The following is a 19,086-nucleotide window of genomic DNA, read 5'->3' as shown; positions in this document are numbered from 1 at the left end:
GCGAACGCATACTAGCGTCAACGGGTTCAGTAGGTTACACTGTCGTTAGACCCGGAAAACGGGCGAAAATTGAGGCAGTATCAGGCGGTACCCCATGACGGAAATGGTCTATGGCACGATTCATGTGCGTGACGGCGAACCGGTTTTGCCACGCTGGTGGCGGACAATCGATAAATGGACGCTTTCCTCCATTTTAATCCTCTTTGGAATTGGTATTCTTCTTGGTCTGGCGGCGTCGCCGCCCCTTGCATCAAAAAATGGATTTCAACCATTCCATTACGTTGAACGGCAAGCGCTGTTTGGGGCAATTGCCTTATCGGCGATGGTGCTGACTTCGATGATGTCACCCAACCTTGTCCGTCGCCTTGGCGTGCTGGGTTTTCTGGTTGCTTTTGGGGCGCTGATTTTGCTCCCGGTATTGGGAACGGATTTTGGCAAGGGTGCCACACGCTGGTATTCGCTTGGGTTTGCGGCGGTGCAACCGTCAGAGTTTCTGAAACCCGGATTCGTTATTATGGCTGCGTGGTTGCTGGCTGCGAGCCAGGAAATTAACGGCCCCCCCGGTAAACGTGTGTCTTTCCTTCTGACGCTGGTGATTGTGGGCTTTCTGGCTGCGCAGCCAGATTTTGGTCAGGCCTGTTTGATCCTTTTCGGATGGGGAGTCATGTATTTTGTGGCTGGCGCACCGTTTACCCTGCTGATTATTATGGCCGGTCTCGTCGCCTTGTCAGGTACGATTGCTTACAACAGTTCAGACCATTTTGCCCGTAGGATTGACGGTTTTCTGTCGCCCGATGTCGATCCGACAACACAGATGGGCTATGCCACAGACGCAATCCGTGAAGGTGGTTTTTTTGGGGTAGGTGTCGGTGAAGGACAGGTCAAATGGTGGTTGCCGGACGCGCATACAGATTTCATCATTGCGGTGGCGGCCGAAGAATACGGGTTGATCCTTGTTCTTACCATTATTGCACTTTTTTCGTTTATCACAGTTCGGTCTCTTTTACGTCTGATGCGTGAACGCGACCCTTTCATTCGTCTCGCTGGTACAGGGCTTGTCTGCATGTTTGGCGTCCAAGCCTTCATCAATATGGGCGTCGCGGTGCGCCTGTTGCCAGCCAAAGGCATGACGCTACCGTTTGTCAGCTATGGCGGATCATCCTTGATCGCCGGCGGTATTGCGGTTGGCATGTTGCTGGCGTTTACGCGGACACGACCGCAGGGTGAAATTGCTGACCACTTCAACGGCAGGGGGCGCTAGTCGATGTCCAAAAAGCCGCTATTGGTGATTGCAGCAGGTGGCACGGGCGGGCACATGTTTCCCGCACAGGCCCTGTCAGAGGTAATGTTGCGCAAAGGATGGCGTGTAAAGCTTTCGACGGATGCCCGCGGCGCGCGCTATACCGGCGGTTTTCCACATGTCGTGGAAATCGACACGATATCGTCGGCAACTTTTGCGCGGGGCGGGATTCTCGCAAAGGCGATGGTTCCGCTGCGCATTCTGGCAGGAACCGTTTCGACGGTCTTTAAGTTTTTATTCGACAAACCCGCGGTTGTAGTGGGTTTTGGGGGCTATCCGACAATTCCTGCCCTTGGTGCCGCCTGGATTTTGCGCGTGCCCAGAATGATACATGAGCAAAACGGTGTTCTTGGACGAGTAAACAAAATCTTTGCGCGGCGCGTCGACACGGTTGCGTGCGGAACATGGCCGACAAAATTGCCAGAAGGCGTAAATGGCGGACATATCGGCAATCCGGTTCGCTCCGCCGTACACGCCCGAGCGGGTGCGCCTTATATTCCGCCTGGTGACTATCCGATGTCTATTCTTGTTATGGGGGGTAGCCAGGGTGCGCGCATTCTTTCAGATGTGGTGCCTGACGCCATTGCTGCCTTGCCAGAGCAATATCTGAAAAACCTGCGTGTCAGCCATCAGGCCCGCAAGGAAGACCAGATGCGAGTCGCCGCATTTTATGCGTCGCGCGGCATCAACGCGGAGGTCGAGCCCTTCTTTAATGATATTCCCAGCCGAATTTCCGAAGCGCAACTTGTTGTAAGTCGTGCTGGCGCATCGTCCGTTGCTGATATCAGCGTTATTGGGCGCCCCTCAATTCTGATACCCTATGCCGCCGCGACCGAAGACCACCAAAGCGCGAATGCGCGTGGGTTGGTGGAAGCAAATGCTGCAATACTTATTCCGGAATCGGCTCTTGAACCTGCCGCGTTATCCGCGCAAATAGAGGCGGTTTTCAGTAATCCGAAAGCGGCGGTTAAAATGGCGTCGGCGGCCCTGTCTCAGGGGCGGCCCGATGCGACCGACGATTTGGTGGAACTGGTTGAAAACCTTGCAAGCCAAGGACAAAGAGTATGAGTGCCGCAACCAAATTACCGACGCAGCTCGGCTCCATCCATTTTGTCGGTATCGGTGGTATCGGCATGTCCGGCATTGCCGAAGTTTTGCTCAATCACGGCTATACGGTGCAGGGGTCTGACATTAAGGAAACCAAGATCACCAACCGGCTAAAGAACCTGGGCGCAAAGATTTTCATCGGCCAGCGTGCCGAAAATCTGGAAGATGCCGAAGTTGTCGTAATCTCATCCGCAATCAAGCCTGGGAATACGGAGCTGGATGAAGCACGTTCACGCGGCCTTCCCGTTGTGCGTCGGGCTGAAATGCTGGCCGAACTGATGCGGCTTAAGTCCAATATTGCCGTTGCAGGCACCCACGGAAAAACAACGACCACAACAATGGTAGCCACTCTGCTGGATGCCGGTGGATTTGATCCAACCGTGATCAATGGCGGAATTATCCACGCCTATGATTCAAACGCACGCCGTGGCGAAGGCGAATGGATGGTTGTCGAAGCGGATGAAAGCGACGGCACCTTTAACCGTTTGCCAGCCACAATTGCAATCGTCACCAACATTGACCCGGAACACATGGAGCACTGGGGCGATTTCGATAGTCTGAGGGCGGGTTTTTACCAGTTTGTTTCAAACATTCCGTTTTATGGCCTTGCGGTTTGCTGCACGGATCATCCGGAAGTTCAGGCGCTGGTTGGACGTATCACGGACCGCCGTGTCGTAACCTTTGGCTTTAACGCCCAGGCGGACGTGCGTGCCGCGAACCTGACTTACAAGGCCGGTGTTGCGCATTTTGATATCCATCTGCAAGCCGAGGACAAAGTGATTGAAGGGTGTTCCTTGCCCATGCCGGGCGATCACAACGTATCCAATGCGCTTTCCGCAGTCGCGGTTGCGCGCCATCTGGGTATGAAGCTTGATGAGATCAGAAAAGCATTGGCAAGTTTTGGCGGTGTAAACCGCCGGTTCACCAAAATAGGTGAAGTCAATGGTGTCACGATTATTGACGATTATGGCCACCACCCGGTTGAAATTACCGCTGTTCTCAAAGCGGCACGCCAAGCTTGTGACGGTCGCGTTATCGCGGTGCATCAGCCGCATCGCTACACGCGCCTGCATTCTCTTTTCGATGATTTTTGCGCTTGCTTTAATGATGCTGATGTTGTCGGTATTTCAAAGGTCTACGCTGCGGGCGAAGACCCTATCGAGGGGGCGAGCCGGGATGATCTGGTTGCGGGTCTCGTTCGGCACGGCCACCGTCACGCCTGCGCCATAATGGACGAAGATGGTCTGGAACGTCTGGTTCGTGAAGAAGCAAAGCCCGGTGATATGGTTGTTTGCCTCGGTGCAGGTACGATATCTGCATGGGCGCATGGTTTGCCGGAAAGGCTGAAGACATGACGACGTCTCTTTATCTGGCCTGTTTTTGGGCGATAGCTGCGACTTTCGTTGCGCTGTTGCCGATGCGGTTGCAATACGTACCGGGTGTCTCACTCTTGTTGCTTGCACCGCTTTTGATGGGTTATCTGGCCTACGAGCACAATGTCTGGATCGTATTGCTTGCGTTTGCCGCTGTGATTTCAATGTTCCGTCGACCGCTGGTTTATTACATTGTAAAGTTGTATAATTTTCCATCCAGACAATCAAAACAAGAAGGCACAGACCAATGAACACGTCACTTGTTCTTACGCTTCTGTGGATGATCATCGCGAATGTTTCCGCTATTTTGCCGAGCAAAGACAACTATTGGAGCCGCGCTTACGGTTTGATCGCGATCGGCGTGCCATTGCTCGGGTATCTGACATATGAAAATGGCCCTTGGGTCGGCCTGATTGCGCTGGCGGCGGGCGCGTCGATGTTGCGCTGGCCAATTGTCTATCTGGGCCGGTGGTTGCGGCATCTCGTTCTGGGCGGAGCCAATGATCCTTCCTGAGGTGCGCGGCAGATTAACACCAAACCGGACGCTTGATGATCTCACCTGGCTCAGGGTGGGTGGCCCTGCGGATTATTTGTTTCAGCCTGCCGATATCGAGGACCTGGCAACTTTTTTGCGCAACCTTCCAGCCGACATTGCAGTGTTTCCCATGGGCGTTGGGTCGAACCTGATCGTGCGTGATGGCGGTATCCGGGCGGTCGTAATCCGGTTGGGGCGGGGGTTCAACGACATCAGTATCGAAGATAGTCGCGTTACAGCGGGTGTTGCAGCACTTGACGCCCATGTGGCGCGCCGCGCTGCAGAAGCGGGTATTGATCTTACCTTTCTGAGAACGATACCGGGCGCAATTGGTGGTGCTGTTCGCATGAACGCCGGATGTTACGGCACTTATACCGCTGATGCATTTGTCTCTGCACGCGCTGTCACGCGTGAGGGTGAAATTGTGACCCTGACTGCGGATGATCTGAATTTTCGCTACCGGGCAACGGATCTGCCGGAAGGCTGGGTCATTGTTGATGCCGTATTTGAAGGATCACGCGAAGAACCACAGGTGTTGGCAAAGCGGATGGAAAAGCAGCTTGCAAAACGCGACGAAACCCAACCCACAAAAGACCGGACGGCTGGCAGCACCTTTCGCAATCCTGCCGGGTTTAGCTCCACCGGCAAAGACGATGACAGGCATGATCTGAAGGCCTGGAAGGTTATCGATGACGCCGGAATGCGTGGCGCAACGCGGGGCGGGGCGCAGATGTCACCGATGCATCCGAACTTTCTGGTGAATATTGGCAACGCAACGGCTGCTGATCTTGAAGGATTAGGCGAAGAAGTAAGAAAAAGGGTTTTCCAACACAGTGGAATAACGCTAGAGTGGGAGATCAAGAGGGTCGGTGAACCGGCCCCTGAAAAATGAATAAAAACAAAGGCCCGGAAGCGGGTCGAAAATAACAAGGGTCAGCAATATGACCCAATTGGCGGTACGAGGTGGGTATGTCGAGCAGGGCAACCCAAAAAGTAGCGGTTTTGATGGGCGGATTCTCGGCTGAGCGCGAGGTTTCACTGTCGACCGGGCGTGAATGCGCCGCTGCTTTGAGGGACGAAGGATTTGAGGTGGTAGAGGTGGACGCTGGTCCAGACCTTGCTGCGCGTCTTGTCGATATAAATCCTGACGTTGTTTTTAATGCGCTTCACGGTCGGTGGGGGGAAGACGGCTGCGTTCAGGGAATGCTCGAATGGTTGAAAATTCCATACACGCATTCCGGTGTTCTGGGCTCTGCACTTGCGATGGACAAAGATCGTTCAAAGGAAGTGTTTCGTGTTGCAGGTTTGCCTGTCGTCGATAGCATTATCGCCAAAACGTCTGATGTGGCAGCGGACCACGTGATGACACCGCCCTATGTTGTTAAACCCAACAATGAAGGCTCATCTGTTGGTATTTACATAGTGCATGAATCCGCCAACGGGCCGCCGAAAATGTCATCAGCCATGCCCGAAACCGTGATGGTCGAGACTTATGCACCAGGCCGCGAATTGACCACGACCGTGATGGATGACCGGGCTTTGACCGTGACCGATATCCTGACCGACGGCTGGTACGATTACGATGCAAAATATGTCGAAGGTGGCTCGCGCCACGTGTTGCCCGCCGACATACCAGGCGAGATATTTGACGCCTGCATGGAGTACGCCGTGCGCGCGCATGACGCCCTTGGGTGCAGAGGTTTAAGCCGTACTGATTATCGTTGGGATGAATCCCGGGGGCTCGATGGACTGATCTTACTGGAAACGAATAACCAACCGGGCATGACACCAACGTCGCTCGCGCCTGAACAGGCGGCTCATCTTGGCATCTCTTTCGGGGCCTTGTGTCGCTGGATGGTGGAGGATGCGTCATGCGACAGATGAAAGCATCCCACCGCGAGAACACCAGCCCCCGCGATCCGGCACCAAGCCGGCTGTCATACAGGTATCAACGGCTGTTGCTTACACCATTGTTCCGAACATTCCTGCGGGTTGGTTTGCCAATGGGTGCGGCATTTGCGCTTGGTATGGCTGTATTGGGGAACGCAGATAACCGCGATGCGATTGCATTACGGATCACCGAAATTCGCAATTCGATTGAAGAACGTCCGGAATTCATGGTCAAGCTCATGGCGATTGACGGTGCATCGCCGGAAGTAAACGGCGACATTCGCGAGATTGTGCCAATTGATTTTCCGCTCAGTTCTTTTGATCTCGACCTCGAAGAAATGCGCCTGACCATTGCGGAACTGGATGCGGTCGCATCTGCAGAAGTCCGAATTCGGGCCGGCGGCGTTTTGCAGATAGATGTTATTGAGCGGATTCCTTCGGTTGTCTGGCGTGGCCCGCAAGGTGTTGAACTGCTCGATAGTACGGGGCACCGGGTTGGCGCGTTGATCGCCCGGGCTGAGCGCCCTGATCTACCGCTGCTGACAGGGGAGGGGGCCGAACTCGCGGTGCCCGAAGCACTCGATCTTTTCGCTGCAGCAGAACCGTTGGCGAGCCGGGTGCGTGGTCTCGTCCGGATGGGAGAACGGCGCTGGGATGTTGCACTTGATCGCAATCAGCGAATCCTCTTGCCAGAAGAAAACCCGGTCGAGGCGATTGAGCGTGTGATTGCACTGGATCATGTGCAAGACCTCATGGCGCGCGACCTTGTCGTAATTGATATGCGCAACCAAAACCGCCCAACAGTCCGGCTCGCAGAGACAGCAGTTACCGAACTGCGCAGGATCCGTGGACAGGTTCTAGGAGACACGACTCAATGATGACGAACCTCTATGAAAGCCAGCGGGCAATGCGAAATATGCGCAAAGCAGCGATGCAGCGCGGTGTGGTGGCAATTCTGGACATTGGTACATCTAAGGTCGCTTGCCTTGTTTTGCGCTTTGACGGGCCAGAGCATTTTGGAGAGCAAGACGGTATCGGATCAATGGCCGGTCAGTCCAGCTTTCGGGTGATTGGTGCCGCGACAACCCGTTCACGTGGGGTAAGTTTTGGTGAAATCGATGCCATGCAGGAAACCGAGCGCGCGATCCGAACCGCAGTGCAGGCCGCGCAGAAGATGGCAAATGTCCGGGTCGACCATGTCATCGCTTGTTTTTCCGGGGCTCAACCCAGATCCTACGGGCTGGCGGGCGAGATTGAGCTTCAGGACAGTGTTGTAACGGAACAGGACATCGCGCGCGTTCTTTCGGCATGCGATATGCCGGATTATGGGCAGGGTCGTGAAGTTTTACATGCGCAGCCTGTTAATTTTGCGATTGACCATCGCAGCGGGTTAAACGATCCGCGCGGCCAAATCGGCAATCGTCTGGCTGTAGATATGCATATGATGACAGTGGACAGCACAGCAATCCAAAACCTGCTCTATTGTATTAAGCGATGTGATCTTGAGCTCGCGGGGCTTGCGTCTTCGGCCTATGTGTCGGGTGTTTCCTCGCTGGTTGAGGATGAGCAGGAACTGGGCGCAGCCTGCATAGACCTTGGCGGCGGTGCGACCGGTTTGTCGATTTTCATGAAAAAACACATGATCTATTCCGATGGCGTGCGCTTGGGCGGCGAACATGTGACCGGAGATATATCCAAAGGGCTGCAGGTCCCGTTGACGGTGGCTGAACGGATCAAGACATTCTACGGCGGGGTTGTTGCGACCGGAATGGATGACCGCGAAATGATCGAAATCGGCGGAGAGACCGGTGACTGGGAGCACGACAGGCGTACTGTCAGCCGCGCAGAGCTGATCGGAATCATGCGCCCCCGTGTCGAAGAGATTCTTGAAGAGGTGCGCGCCCGTCTGGATGCTGCCGGGTTCGACAGGCTTCCAAGTCAGCAAATCGTTCTGACGGGTGGGGGCAGTCAGATTCCGGGACTTGATGGGCTTGCCTCGCGCATTCTTGGCCAGCAGGTGAGACTTGGTCGTCCGCTACGCGTTCAGGGACTACCCCAAGCCGCTACGGGTGCCGCTTTTGCGTCCTCTGTGGGGTTGTGTCTCTTTGCGGCCCACCCGCAAGACGAGTGGTGGGATTTTGAAATTCCCGCAGAACGATACCCGGCGCGTTCGCTGCGCCGCGCCGTTAAATGGTTTAGGGACAACTGGTAGACCGCAACATCTAGCTAACCCGGCGAAATCCCGCCGAAGCCGCCCCAAAAATGTCTATATTTTGTGTCTTTTGGGTGTTTTTTAGGTGACGTTGCGGCTTTGTAACGGTAGGATTGACGTGGATTAGGGGCAAATTGCCAACAGAGTAAGTTAACACACAGGCGGATAAATCGATGACATTGAACCTCATGATGCCAGGGCAGGATGATTTGAAACCACGTATTACGGTTTTTGGCGTAGGTGGTGCGGGCGGCAACGCCGTGAACAATATGATCGATAAGCAGCTTGAAGGCGTCGAGTTTGTTGTGGCGAACACCGATGCCCAGGCGCTGCAGTCCAGCAAATCTGGGGCGAAAATCCAGATGGGTGTTAAAGTTACTGAAGGTCTGGGCGCTGGCGCCCGGCCTGCAGTTGGTGCCGCCGCCGCCGAAGAAACGATCGAAGCAATCGTCGATCATCTGGCTGGGGCGCATATGTGTTTCATCACTGCTGGTATGGGTGGGGGCACCGGTACCGGCGCGGCACCGATTATCGCGCAAGCCGCGCGCGAGCTTGGTGTGCTGACAGTTGGTGTTGTGACGAAGCCTTTTCAGTTTGAGGGAATCAAACGGATGAAACAGGCCGAAGACGGCGTTGACGCGCTTCAAAAGGTTGTCGATACGCTGATCATCATCCCAAACCAAAACCTGTTCCGTCTGGCCAATGAAAAAACCACCTTCACCGAAGCGTTTAGCATGGCAGATGATGTTCTGTATCAGGGCGTTAAAGGCGTGACCGATCTAATGGTTCGGCCCGGTTTGATCAATCTCGACTTTGCTGATGTCCGTGCTGTGATGGATGAGATGGGCAAAGCGATGATGGGAACCGGCGAATCAGAAGGTGAAGATCGCGCTATTCAGGCAGCGGAAAAAGCGATTGCCAATCCATTGCTTGATGAGATCAGCCTGCGTGGCGCACGTGGTGTTCTTATCAACATCACTGGCGGCTACGATCTTACGCTGTTTGAGCTTGACGAAGCAGCAAATCGCATTCGGGAAGAAGTGGATGCAGAGGCGAACATTATTGTCGGCTCTACTTTGGATACTTCCATGGAAGGTATGATGCGCGTTTCTGTTGTTGCGACGGGAATCGACGCAAGCGAAATTGTTCCGGAAGTTCCGGTCGCACGCCGCCGTATGGCAGAGCCTCTTCAGCCAAAACAACACGCGACTGAAGAACAAGAGGAGTATGCAGAAGCTGAATTCGTTGCCGAATCAGTATCTGAACCAGAACAATCCCTGTTCGAAGATTTGGATGCGCAAACAGCCGCAGCGGAAGAACAGGCGGAAGATATTTTTGACGACTTTGATGAAAGCGACGATCTTCCACCACCCGCCTATAAGCCACAATCAGAAGCGTCTGATTCGCAGTTCGACGCACGTGCAGAGGCGACCGAGTTTGTTGCACCACGGGCCCCGACGCCGGGTACGCCATCGCCCGAGGCGATTGCGAGGTTGCAGGCCGCTGTGCAAAAGGCTCCCGCAACACAAAGCATGGCACCTCGCCGTGAGCCGGAACAAACGCAGCCAAGGGCAGAAAACCGCCCTAGATTTGGTATCAATTCTTTGATCAATCGGATGACGGGGCATGGCACCGAACCTGGCGAAACACAGAGCCAGTCGACGCGACGTCAACCGCCGGTTCAGTCTTACGAGAGCGATTCCGAGACTGATCCTGAGCAGGAACGCATCGAAATTCCGGCGTTTCTCCGCCGTCAAGCCAACTGAGTCGGTTTAATAAATGTTAAAGAAAGGCCGGATTTATCCGGCTTTTTTTTATTTATAAACAGTGATTTATATCACCTTCATAAATTTTTCGGCAATTTATCGCGCATATTAATTTACGATGTTTCAGAACGTTGCAAAGATTGAGTTGAGCTATTGGCCCTCTGCATTTACCTCAACGGTGCCGGCCACTGATACGTGCCGTGCTTTGCTGAAGGGGTTTGTTTTGCAAACAACGATCAAATCGCCAGTTCGCTTCGATGGAGTCGGGCTTCATTCCGGTGCCGCGGCCCGGGTGACGATTCATCCTGCGTCTGCTGAATACGGGATCTGGTTTCGCAGAACGGATGTTGATTCGAACGCCCTTATCGCTGCGCGCTGGGATCAGGTTTTGCCGGGCGTAAAACTGTGTACCCGAATTTCCAATGAAGCCGGTGTCGAAGTTTCCACAATAGAACACATCATGGCGGCTTTGTCGGGGTGTGGCGTTCATAACGCTCTTGTCGAAGTAGATGGCCCGGAAATTCCTATCCTTGATGGTAGCGCCGTTCCGTTTGTGGAAGGAATCGTTGCACAGGGTCTGCGTCGTCTTGATGCACCGGTACGTGCGATTGAGGTGCTTGCGCCCGTCGAAGTTCGTGACGGTGATGCAACTGCGAGACTTGATCCGTCCGATACGCTTTATATTGATTTTCATATCGACTTTGCCGACTCAGCGATTGGCCGTCAGACCAAAACACTGAACATGGCAAACGGCAGTTTCGTGCGCGAATTGTGCGATAGCCGGACCTTCTGCCGTCAGGTCGATGTAGATGTGATGCACGCCAATGGGCTTGCATTGGGCGGTACGCTTGACAATGCTGTCGTAGTGGATGGCGCTGAAGTTCTGAGCCCCGGTGGTTTGCGTCACACGGATGAGGCTGTTCGCCACAAAATGCTGGATGCACTTGGTGATCTTGCCTTGGCGGGTGCTCCTTTGATGGCACGCTATTCCGGGCATCGTGCGGGGCATGCTCTGACCAATAAACTCTTGCGCGCGCTTTTCGCGCAACCTGACTCATTCCGGATGGTTGTCTGCGATGAAACCATGGCTGCACGGCTTCCGGGCGTGGGTGTGCGGCCTTCTGATATTCCTGCCATGGCGCATGCGTGTTAAAAACCGCGTAAAGTCGTTTTGCACCGGATTTTTCTGTGCTAGGAAACTCCTGACATATTAGGACAACTGGTCCTTTTTGATATTCAAGTGGGGTAGGCGGGTGATGGCACGCGGCAGGTCTTCGTTTAGGACAGTCGGAATTTTGTTGGCACTGGTTTTGGTGACGGCGTGTGGACGCGGCGAGCGTAATCGCGAGCGCGAAATTGAAGAGATGTCCGCACAGGAAATTTTTGAACAAGCAGAGTTTGAGCTTGAAAATCGGCGTAAAGCTGATGAGGCGACACGCCTGTTTGGCGAAGTCGAGCGTTTGTATCCTTATTCGGAATTCGCAAAACGCGCCCTTATAATGCAGGCTTTCGGATATCACAAAGACCGCGATTACGAAAACAGCCGTGCTGCAGCCCAACGGTACATCGACTTTTATCCAGCTGACGAAGATGCAGCCTATGCGCAATACCTTCTCGCGCTAAGTTACTATGACCAGATTGATAAAATCGGTCGTGACCAGGGTCTGACGTTTCAGGCGCTTCAATCGCTAAGAACAGTAATTGAACGCTATCCAGACAGTGAATATGCGCGTTCGGCGATTCTCAAGTTTGACCTGGCCTTTGATCACCTCGCTGCCAAGGAAATGGAGATCGGGCGGTATTACCTTGCACGGGGCCACTATACAGCAGCGATAAATCGATTCCGTGTTGTGGTAGAGCAGTTCCAGACAACCAGCCATACCGCAGAAGCATTGCATCGGCTGGTTGAAAGCTACTTGTCACTCGGGTTGAATGCGGAAGCCCAAACTGCAGCTGCAATATTGGGCCATAACTTCCAGTCCAGCGCGTTCTACGAGGACAGCTATGCCTTGCTGACAGGGCGGGGACTGGCGCCAGAAGCACGCGGCGGCGGCTGGCTGGCACAGATTTATCGCCAGACTGTTAAGGGCCAATGGCTCTGATCCAGAGCGCGCGGAGGACCGATGCTCAGAGGACTGGACGTCCGGGACATGTTGATCATTGACCGCCTGGAACTGGAGTTTCAGCCGGGCCTCAATGTTCTGACAGGAGAGACCGGAGCAGGAAAGTCGATTCTGCTGGATGCACTTGGATTCGTACTTGGCTGGCGTGGACGCGCAGAGCTTGTGCGCACTGGTGCTGAACAGGGCGAGGTTGTTGCGTGGTTCGACCTTGAAGAAGACCACCCCGCCCATCAGATTCTTGAAGAGGCTGGCTTGCCAGATGGCGAAGAGCTGATCCTGCGCCGCACAAACGGACGTGACGGGCGCAAAACCGCATGGGTCAATGACCGACGCTGTTCAGGCGAGGTGCTGCGCCAGCTTTCTGATACCTTGGTAGAGCTTCACGGACAGCACGATGATCGTGGTTTGCTCAATCCACGCGGCCACCGGCTGTTGCTGGATGATTATGCGGGGTTGGCCACAAAGGTCGGAACATGCCGGTCGGCATGGCGGGCGCTTTCAGATGCAAAGAAAGACCTGCAAACCGCCGAAGACGCACTTGAAACAGTCCGCGCCGAAGAAGATTTCCTGCGTCACGCAGTCAGTGAATTTGACTTGCTTGATCCGCAACCGGGCGAGGAAGCAGCATTGGACGCACGTCGCCGAATGATGCAGGCGTCAGAACGTATTCGCGAAGATATCGTCAAAGCGCAGAATGCACTAGGTCTGGAAGGGGCTGAGAGCAAAATAGGGGACGCCCTGCGCTGGCTTGAAGAGGTGGCCGAACAGGCAGAGGGACAGCTTGAAGAGGCGACCGAGGCTTTGTACCGCGCATTGTCAGAACTTGGAAATGCTCAGAGCGGTGTGGAACAATGTCTTCAGGCACTGATTTTTAACCCATCAGAGCTGGAAGAGGCAGAAGAACGCCTTTTCGCTATTCGCGGTCTTGCGCGTAAACACGACGTATTGCCCGATGATCTTGGAACTTTTGCAACGCAACTGCGCGTTAAACTGGATGCGCTTGATAACAGCGCAACTGAAATGAGCAGTAAACAACAAGCTGTGCGCGATGCGGAAACTGAATATGACGCAGCAGCAACCAAGCTAAGCAAAGCTCGCCGAGACTCAGCGCAACTCCTGGATCGCGCTATGGCAAAAGAACTGGCACCGCTGAAAATGGAGCGCGCGATATTTGTGACCGAAATTACCGAAGCACCCGCAGGGCCGGAAGGCCGTGATTCCGTTGCGTTTACCGTTGCAACCAACCCCGGCGCACCTTCGGGCCCGTTAAATAAGATCGCCTCGGGGGGCGAACTTTCAAGGTTCCTGTTGGCGCTTAAAGTCTGTCTTACTTCCGGCGCTTCTGGCCTGACAATGATCTTTGATGAAATTGATAGAGGTGTCGGCGGGGCGACGGCGGATGCGGTAGGGCGGCGCCTGTCAACGCTTGCCAATGGGACACAGGTGCTGGTGGTGACTCATTCTCCGCAGGTTGCAGCCTTGGGTGGCCATCATTGGCGGGTAGAGAAGCACGTGAAAGATGCCCAGACCACATCGACCGTGGTCCCACTCAATCCGCACGACCGGATAGATGAGATAGCGCGCATGCTGTCAGGTGATACGGTGACAGAACAGGCACGGGCAGCGGCAGCGGCTTTGCTCGCTGGATAGAAATGCAAACATCGCTCCGGATATGACTGTTAGAATCCTAAATCTAAAAAGAGTAGATCAGTCGTGGAAATCTTGACTGTCCCCGGGCGCTTGCGCACGTTGATCCATGCCGTAATCTCGCAATACATTGGCAACCCGCAGTCGATAGTCTGCAAATACCTTTCGACGCCCCACGGATTGTGCTGCACGGTGTTGTTCAGTCTTACGCCAGCGTATCACGGCGGCTTCATCACGCCAGAATGACAGCGACAATATCTTGTTCGGGGTGACAAGGCTTTCGAAACGCTCAACCGAAATGAAGCCGTCTATTTCTTCCAGCTTCGCGCGTAGCCCTGACGCAATATCAAAGTAGACAGAGCGTTGCTCTTCGGCGGGCTGAACTTCGAATATTACTGCAATCATAAGGGTTTCCTTTGGGCGTGTGGTTTGGATGCACATGACAGGAATATGCGGTCCTCGCGACGGATAAACTGCTCACTCTTTGCAAAGGCATAGTTTTGCTGTCCCAATGGATGGACGGCAAGCCGGGCACGGTACGCCTCATATTCCGCAAGCGACGGTAATGTATAAACGCCGTAGGCCGTCGTGGCAGATCCTTCGTGTGGTGCAAAATAACCGACTAAATCAGCGCCACACTCGGGAATCGCCTTTCCCCAGTTTTGTGCGTATCTGCAAAACGCGTCGCGTTTGAAGTGATCAATTTCGTAGCGGATAAAACAGGTAATCATGGATCAGTTCCTCTAAGTTGTACAAAGTGTCTTAGCATCTTGAGATTCGACAATGGTTCGGTTACCGTCGAACTATGAAAGAAGGCCCTGACATAGCTCTGACTGCATCACTGATCGGTGATCCTGCCCGCGCAAATATGTTGGTGGCGTTGATGGACGGTCGCGCACTAACCGCGACCGAGTTAGCAACCGAGGCGGGAGTTACGAAACAAACGGCGAGCACGCATCTTGCCCGCCTTGTCGAAGGCCAACTGCTGACGCGTGAAGTGCAGGGCCGGCACCACTATTTCCGTCTGACTGGTTCAGATGTAGGAGCGGTGCTTGAAGCATTGATGGGTATTTCAGCACACCGCACGGGCCACCGTGCTCGCCCTGGCCCGCGAGACCCCGCACTACGCTACGCCCGTGTTTGTTATGACCATCTGGCGGGTGAAATAGGGGTTACCTTGTTTGACAGAGCGAAGGCACTTGGGTGGATGTCGAATGGTGAAGCCTCATTGAAACTAAGCAATTCTGGACGGCTGGCATTGACGCGCTTTGGTCTTGATATGGATGAACTAGAATCGCAGCGCCGCCCCGTTTGCAGAAGCTGTCTTGACTGGAGCATGCGGCGTCACCATCTGGCCGGGGGTCTTGGAAAGGCGCTGTTACAAGAGATTTTCAAGAAAGGCTGGGCTCGCCGTTTACCAGATAGCCGTGTTGTTGCTTTTTCTACTGCAGGCAAATCTGAAATGTTGGATTGGCTTAATTTAGCTTCAAAACCTTCCCCGGGTTCATGATGTTTTTCGGGTCTAGGCTGCGTTTGATATCTCCCATGACAGCCCACCCGTCACCATGTTCAGCCTGCATATAGTCAAGCTTACCCATACCGACCCCATGTTCTCCAGTAATTGTGCCGCCCAGCCGCAGCGCACGTTCCGCCATGCGGTGGGACAGGTCCTTGGCAACCTCGAGTTCTTTGGTGTTGCCCGGCTCAACCAACAGGATCGCGTGAAAATTGCCGTCGCCGACATGGCCCAGAATTGGGCCGGGAATCGAACTATTTGTGATATCTGCACGGGTTTCTTCAATGGCCTCGGCAAGACGGGAAATCGGAACACAGATATCGGTGACAAGCGCTGTCGCCCCTCTGCGCAATGCGAGGCAGGCGTAGTAGGCGTTGTGGCGCATGGCCCATAACGCACGCCGGTCTTCTGCCTTGGTTGACCATTCAAATCCCTTGCCGCCCATGTCATCGACGATTTCGCCAAATCGGCGCGCATCTTCAGAAGCAGATGTGTCTGAACCGTGAAACTCGACTAACAGATGCGGTACTTCAGGCATGTTCGCCCCGGCATATATGTTGAAAGCGGTAGCGGTGGCGCTGTCGACAAACTCGATCCGCGCCATCGGAATCCCCATTTGGATGGTCGTGATAACTGTGTTCACCGCATCTTCGATTGCATCAAAGGCGCATATCGCAGAGGCAACCGCCTCGGGTTGTCCCTGAAGCTTGAGCGTCAGTTCGGTGATCAACCCAAGTGTGCCTTCGGAACCGACGAACAAGCTGGTCAGGTCATATCCGGCAGAGGATTTTCGCGCCCGGCTGCCAGTTCGAATGATCCTTCCGTCAGCGAGCACGACCTCAAGCGCGCGAACATTGTCCCGCATCGTGCCATAGCGCACGGCTGTTGTTCCGCTGGCCCGTGTTGCCGCCATGCCACCGATCGAAGCGTTGGCCCCGGGATCAACCGGGAAGAACAACCCGGTCGCGCGCAGATCCGTGTTCAGGTCTTCACGGGTTATGCCGGGTTGTACGACAACATCCATGTCTTCAGCATTGACAACCAAGACTTTGTTCATGCGAGAAAAATCAACGCAGACCCCGCCGCGAAAAGCCGAAGTATGCCCTTCCAATGATGTGCCTGCGCCCCAGCCAATGACCGGGCAGTCTTGAGCTGCGCAAATTCTCACGATCTTGCTGACCTCATCTGTGTTCTCCGGATAGGCAACAGCATCAGGCGGCATTGTAGTGAAATGTGTCTCACTTTGACCGTGAAGCTCAAGATCGGGCTTTGCTGAGGATAGCCTATCGCCTAAAACAAGAGAAAGCTCGGCAATTGCGGACTGGATGGACATTGTCGCCTCGTTCAAGTTGTAACCGGAAGGACCCTAGGCCAAGCTGGTAACATGGGAAAGCCTGCAAAAATAGAAACCGGTCGTTATTGGACCGCACAATAAGGTAGGTGCTAGATGGCAGAACAGGGCAAATCCCTGATCGTGCAGCAAAAAGACCAGGCCGTCCGCGCACTCCGCCAAGGCTGGCAGGTCTTGCTCAAACGTGGACCAAGCCAAATTCAATTCTGGTTCATTGCATTGCTGATTGGTATTTGCGCTGGCTTTGCAGCGCTGTTTTTTCGCAAAGGCGTTTCGGCCGTTCAAACGGCACTTTATGGAACTGAAGATGTGCGCATGCTGCATACGTTTGCGGAAACTCTACCCTGGTACTGGATATTAATAATCCCAATCCTTGGCGGGCTATTGACTGGGCTGGTTTTGCATTGGTTCACGCCCGATGGGCGGGCACGCGCTGTTGCGGATGTGATTGAAGGGGCTGCTCTGCGGGAAGGGCGCGTTGAAAAGCGCGCGGGTCTGGCCTCTGCCTTTGCCTCGCTCGTGACGCTTTCATCGGGCGGTTCCAGTGGCCGGGAAGGGCCTGTCGTTCACCTTGCGGGAGTGATTTCAAGCTGGGTGTCAAACCGCATACATGCCGACGGAATCACCGGGCGTGATCTGCTGGGATGTTCAGTGGCCGCTGCGGTTTCGGCGTCTTTCAATGCCCCGATTGCCGGTGCCCTTTTCGCGCTTGAGGTCGTGCTGCGCCACTTTGCGGTGCATGCCTTTGCGCCAATTGTTATTGCCAGTGTTGCGGGTACCGTGATCAGCCGTCTGGAATTTGGGGATGTTACCGAGTTCATGTTGCCGGTTGATGGTGCGATCGCGTTTTATGTCGAGTTGCCGGCATTTCTGATTCTCGGGCTGGTGTCGGGCCTTGTGGCTGTCGCGCTGATGTGGGCGATCTTCTGGGCAGAGGACATCGGCGACCATATACAGGCGCGCTTGCATATTCCGCGTTGGGCGCGCCCGATGATTGCTGGCGCACTGCTTGGGGCAATGGCAATCTGGTATCCGCATATCATTGGGGTTGGTTATGAAACCACGTCTGCAGCATTGACCGGTAAGCTGTTGTTTCATGAAGTGGTGATCTTTGCGGTTTTAAAAACGGCGGCTGTTGCGATCACTTTAGCCGGACGCATGGGGGGAGGGGTTTTTTCCCCTTCGTTGATGCTTGGTGCGCTGACAGGACTCGCTTTTGGAATTGTGGCAACCGGAATACTGCCGAATGTTTCTGGTTCGGAAACGCTTTACGCCTTGGCTGGGATGGGCGCGGTTGCAGCAGCGGTGCTTGGCGCACCCATTTCAACGACGCTGATCGTGTTTGAACTGACGGGGGACTGGCAGACTGGACTTGCTGTCATGGTATCCGTATCGCTGTCTACGGCGCTGGCGAGCCGCCTCGTGGATCGGTCGTTTTTCCTGACACAGCTTGAACGACGAAATGTTCATCTTGCAGCCGGACCTCAGGCCTATCTCTTGGCGACGTTCAATGTTGCCCAGGTGATGCGTGCCAAAGGGCAGGAAGACGGTGCAACGGATGACGCCTGTTGGGAGCTGATCGAACAGGGCGTTTATGTCGATGGTAACGCAACGCTTGAGGCAGCTATGCCAATCTTTGAAAAATCTGGGCTGCCCTTCATTCCAGTGGTCACTTTGGGGGGGGAAGATCAGCCTCCCGAGCTTTGGGGTGCGTTGTTTCAGGTTGATGCGCTTAGGGCGTATAACAAAGCTTTGATGGAAACAGCCGCAGAAGAGCATTCCTGAAGCTCAAGACCAGCGCTTTGAATGGGAAGGTCCATCTAAAAGATTCTATGCCTTCGGCGAGGATATTTCTTGGAAAAAGAAAGTGTTGAATAAAGAGCTTAAAGTTGTTCCACAGCTACTTTCTCCGGATAAAACGCAAGGTGGCCCTTTATCCGCGAAACATTTTCTGTTGGGTTTTCATATGACCATGCGGCGTCATCGATAAGCACGCTTTTGGTCTGGATCGAATGATAGCTTGCATCGCCCTTATGTGGGCAATGAGAGGTGGTTGCGGACGGTTCAACAAACGCCATCGCGATATCCGCGCGCGGGAAGTAGATCACCGGTGGATAGCTGCCCTCTGAAAGTTCCAGAGCGTTTTTGGATTCTGCCAAAACGGCGCCGCCCGCGCGGACAACCCATGTGCCGTCTGCTTTTCGAATATGAATGTGATCAGTCATCTTTTCCCACCTCTAAAACTTGCTGCGCAATCTAACAAAGA

19 protein-coding genes are annotated in these 19,086 nt (G+C 54.3%); 15 read left to right on the top strand and 4 right to left on the bottom strand.

The window, feature by feature from the left end; translation table 11 throughout:
- The first annotated feature begins 94 nt into the window (after positions 1-94).
- From ftsW to recN, 13 genes are all read left to right on the top strand, one after another.
- Positions 95-1,261 carry a putative lipid II flippase FtsW gene (gene ftsW, locus J4E70_RS07960; protein WP_213888568.1) on the top strand — a complete coding sequence of 389 codons (1,167 nt, stop codon included), beginning with the start codon at positions 95-97 and terminating at the stop codon, positions 1,259-1,261.
- 3 nt (positions 1,262-1,264) lie between these two features.
- On the top strand, positions 1,265-2,368 hold the full coding sequence (locus J4E70_RS07955; protein WP_213888567.1) for a UDP-N-acetylglucosamine--N-acetylmuramyl-(pentapeptide) pyrophosphoryl-undecaprenol N-acetylglucosamine transferase: 1,104 nt from the start codon (positions 1,265-1,267) through the stop codon (positions 2,366-2,368).
- Positions 2,365-3,762, top strand: coding sequence for a UDP-N-acetylmuramate--L-alanine ligase (gene murC, locus J4E70_RS07950; protein ID WP_213888566.1), 1,398 nt, complete (start codon positions 2,365-2,367; stop codon positions 3,760-3,762). The genes J4E70_RS07955 and murC overlap by 4 nt, the downstream gene beginning before the upstream one ends.
- Positions 3,759-4,031, top strand: coding sequence for a DUF2484 family protein (locus J4E70_RS07945; protein WP_213888565.1), 273 nt, complete (start codon positions 3,759-3,761; stop codon positions 4,029-4,031). Before murC ends, J4E70_RS07945 begins: the two co-directional genes overlap by 4 nt.
- Positions 4,028-4,294 (top strand): DUF2484 family protein, encoded by a 267-nt coding sequence (locus tag J4E70_RS07940; protein ID WP_213888564.1) that lies wholly within the window; start codon positions 4,028-4,030, stop codon positions 4,292-4,294. The genes J4E70_RS07945 and J4E70_RS07940 overlap by 4 nt, the downstream gene beginning before the upstream one ends.
- Positions 4,281-5,207, top strand: a complete 927-nt coding sequence (murB, locus tag J4E70_RS07935; RefSeq protein ID WP_213888563.1) for a UDP-N-acetylmuramate dehydrogenase — start codon at positions 4,281-4,283, stop codon at positions 5,205-5,207. Before J4E70_RS07940 ends, murB begins: the two co-directional genes overlap by 14 nt.
- Positions 5,208-5,284: 77 nt before the next feature.
- Complete coding sequence (locus tag J4E70_RS07930) at positions 5,285-6,199, top strand: D-alanine--D-alanine ligase (RefSeq protein ID WP_213888562.1); 915 nt, start codon at positions 5,285-5,287, stop codon at positions 6,197-6,199.
- Positions 6,187-7,083 carry a cell division protein FtsQ/DivIB gene (locus J4E70_RS07925; protein ID WP_213888561.1) on the top strand — a complete coding sequence of 299 codons (897 nt, stop codon included), beginning with the start codon at positions 6,187-6,189 and terminating at the stop codon, positions 7,081-7,083. The genes J4E70_RS07930 and J4E70_RS07925 overlap by 13 nt, the downstream gene beginning before the upstream one ends.
- Positions 7,083-8,417 (top strand): cell division protein FtsA, encoded by a 1,335-nt coding sequence (gene ftsA / locus J4E70_RS07920; RefSeq protein ID WP_213888732.1) that lies wholly within the window; start codon positions 7,083-7,085, stop codon positions 8,415-8,417. The genes J4E70_RS07925 and ftsA overlap by 1 nt, the downstream gene beginning before the upstream one ends.
- Positions 8,418-8,590: 173 nt before the next feature.
- Positions 8,591-10,183: a cell division protein FtsZ gene (gene ftsZ, locus J4E70_RS07915; RefSeq protein ID WP_213888560.1), complete on the top strand. Its 1,593-nt coding sequence runs from the start codon at positions 8,591-8,593 to the stop codon at positions 10,181-10,183.
- A 223-nt stretch (positions 10,184-10,406) separates the two neighbouring features.
- Complete coding sequence (gene lpxC / locus J4E70_RS07910; RefSeq protein ID WP_213888559.1) at positions 10,407-11,336, top strand: UDP-3-O-acyl-N-acetylglucosamine deacetylase; 930 nt, start codon at positions 10,407-10,409, stop codon at positions 11,334-11,336.
- A gap of 103 nt (positions 11,337-11,439) precedes the next feature.
- Positions 11,440-12,285, top strand: a complete 846-nt coding sequence (locus J4E70_RS07905; protein ID WP_213888558.1) for an outer membrane protein assembly factor BamD — start codon at positions 11,440-11,442, stop codon at positions 12,283-12,285.
- 21 nt (positions 12,286-12,306) lie between these two features.
- Entirely contained in the window at positions 12,307-13,956 is a 1,650-nt protein-coding gene (gene recN, locus J4E70_RS07900; protein ID WP_213888557.1) for a DNA repair protein RecN, read from the top strand.
- Positions 13,957-14,013: 57 nt separating this feature from the next.
- On the opposite strand, the gene J4E70_RS07895 is transcribed toward recN, so the two are convergent.
- Together J4E70_RS07895 and J4E70_RS07890 are read right to left on the bottom strand one after the other, a co-directional pair.
- On the bottom strand, positions 14,014-14,358 hold the full coding sequence (locus J4E70_RS07895) for an antibiotic biosynthesis monooxygenase family protein (RefSeq protein ID WP_213888556.1): 345 nt from the start codon (positions 14,356-14,358) through the stop codon (positions 14,014-14,016).
- Entirely contained in the window at positions 14,355-14,684 is a 330-nt protein-coding gene (locus tag J4E70_RS07890; protein ID WP_213888555.1) for an NIPSNAP family protein, read from the bottom strand. The genes J4E70_RS07895 and J4E70_RS07890 overlap by 4 nt, the downstream gene beginning before the upstream one ends.
- Before the next feature lie 74 nt (positions 14,685-14,758).
- Between J4E70_RS07890 and J4E70_RS07885 the strand changes: the two genes are divergently transcribed.
- Entirely contained in the window at positions 14,759-15,463 is a 705-nt protein-coding gene (locus J4E70_RS07885; protein ID WP_213888554.1) for an ArsR/SmtB family transcription factor, read from the top strand.
- Here the strand turns inward: J4E70_RS07885 and J4E70_RS07880 are convergent.
- Positions 15,429-16,802 carry an FAD-binding oxidoreductase gene (locus J4E70_RS07880; RefSeq protein WP_213888553.1) on the bottom strand — a complete coding sequence of 458 codons (1,374 nt, stop codon included), beginning with the start codon at positions 16,800-16,802 and terminating at the stop codon, positions 15,429-15,431. The two genes, J4E70_RS07885 and J4E70_RS07880, sit on opposite strands and share 35 nt — an antisense overlap.
- Before the next feature lie 114 nt (positions 16,803-16,916).
- Here J4E70_RS07880 and J4E70_RS07875 point away from each other — a divergent pair, with 114 nt between their 5' ends.
- Positions 16,917-18,605 (top strand): chloride channel protein, encoded by a 1,689-nt coding sequence (locus tag J4E70_RS07875; RefSeq protein ID WP_213888552.1) that lies wholly within the window; start codon positions 16,917-16,919, stop codon positions 18,603-18,605.
- A 98-nt stretch (positions 18,606-18,703) separates the two neighbouring features.
- Here J4E70_RS07875 and J4E70_RS07870 read toward each other — a convergent pair whose 3' ends face one another.
- Positions 18,704-19,045 (bottom strand): DUF427 domain-containing protein, encoded by a 342-nt coding sequence (locus J4E70_RS07870; RefSeq protein ID WP_213888551.1) that lies wholly within the window; start codon positions 19,043-19,045, stop codon positions 18,704-18,706.
- Between the last annotated feature and the right edge of the window lie 41 nt (positions 19,046-19,086).

The sequence above is a fragment of the Pseudohalocynthiibacter aestuariivivens genome, assembly GCF_018457175.1.
Classification (GTDB): Bacteria; Pseudomonadota; Alphaproteobacteria; order Rhodobacterales; family Rhodobacteraceae; genus Pseudohalocynthiibacter; species Pseudohalocynthiibacter aestuariivivens.
Note: the sequence above shows the minus strand (reverse complement) of the source record. Positions and strands in the feature narration are given on the sequence as shown.

Excerpts from the sequence above, each read along its gene's own strand:
- J4E70_RS07940 (WP_213888564.1), top strand. The coding sequence starts at position 4,028 with ATGAACACGTCACTTGTTCTTACGCTTCTGTGGATGATCATCGCGAAT.
- murC (WP_213888566.1), top strand. The coding sequence starts at position 2,365 with ATGAGTGCCGCAACCAAATTACCGACGCAGCTCGGCTCCATCCATTTT.
- recN (WP_213888557.1), top strand. The coding sequence starts at position 12,307 with ATGCTCAGAGGACTGGACGTCCGGGACATGTTGATCATTGACCGCCTG.
- J4E70_RS07930 (WP_213888562.1), top strand. The coding sequence starts at position 5,285 with ATGTCGAGCAGGGCAACCCAAAAAGTAGCGGTTTTGATGGGCGGATTC.
- J4E70_RS07885 (WP_213888554.1), top strand. The coding sequence starts at position 14,759 with ATGAAAGAAGGCCCTGACATAGCTCTGACTGCATCACTGATCGGTGAT.
- J4E70_RS07925 (WP_213888561.1), top strand. The coding sequence starts at position 6,187 with ATGCGACAGATGAAAGCATCCCACCGCGAGAACACCAGCCCCCGCGAT.
- J4E70_RS07890 (WP_213888555.1), bottom strand. The coding sequence starts at position 14,684 with ATGATTACCTGTTTTATCCGCTACGAAATTGATCACTTCAAACGCGAC.
- J4E70_RS07875 (WP_213888552.1), top strand. The coding sequence starts at position 16,917 with ATGGCAGAACAGGGCAAATCCCTGATCGTGCAGCAAAAAGACCAGGCC.
- J4E70_RS07895 (WP_213888556.1), bottom strand. The coding sequence starts at position 14,358 with ATGATTGCAGTAATATTCGAAGTTCAGCCCGCCGAAGAGCAACGCTCT.
- J4E70_RS07870 (WP_213888551.1), bottom strand. The coding sequence starts at position 19,045 with ATGACTGATCACATTCATATTCGAAAAGCAGACGGCACATGGGTTGTC.
- ftsA (WP_213888732.1), top strand. The coding sequence starts at position 7,083 with ATGACGAACCTCTATGAAAGCCAGCGGGCAATGCGAAATATGCGCAAA.
- ftsW (WP_213888568.1), top strand. The coding sequence starts at position 95 with ATGACGGAAATGGTCTATGGCACGATTCATGTGCGTGACGGCGAACCG.
- J4E70_RS07945 (WP_213888565.1), top strand. The coding sequence starts at position 3,759 with ATGACGACGTCTCTTTATCTGGCCTGTTTTTGGGCGATAGCTGCGACT.
- J4E70_RS07905 (WP_213888558.1), top strand. The coding sequence starts at position 11,440 with ATGGCACGCGGCAGGTCTTCGTTTAGGACAGTCGGAATTTTGTTGGCA.
- J4E70_RS07955 (WP_213888567.1), top strand. The coding sequence starts at position 1,265 with ATGTCCAAAAAGCCGCTATTGGTGATTGCAGCAGGTGGCACGGGCGGG.
- murB (WP_213888563.1), top strand. The coding sequence starts at position 4,281 with ATGATCCTTCCTGAGGTGCGCGGCAGATTAACACCAAACCGGACGCTT.
- ftsZ (WP_213888560.1), top strand. The coding sequence starts at position 8,591 with ATGACATTGAACCTCATGATGCCAGGGCAGGATGATTTGAAACCACGT.
- J4E70_RS07880 (WP_213888553.1), bottom strand. The coding sequence starts at position 16,802 with ATGTCCATCCAGTCCGCAATTGCCGAGCTTTCTCTTGTTTTAGGCGAT.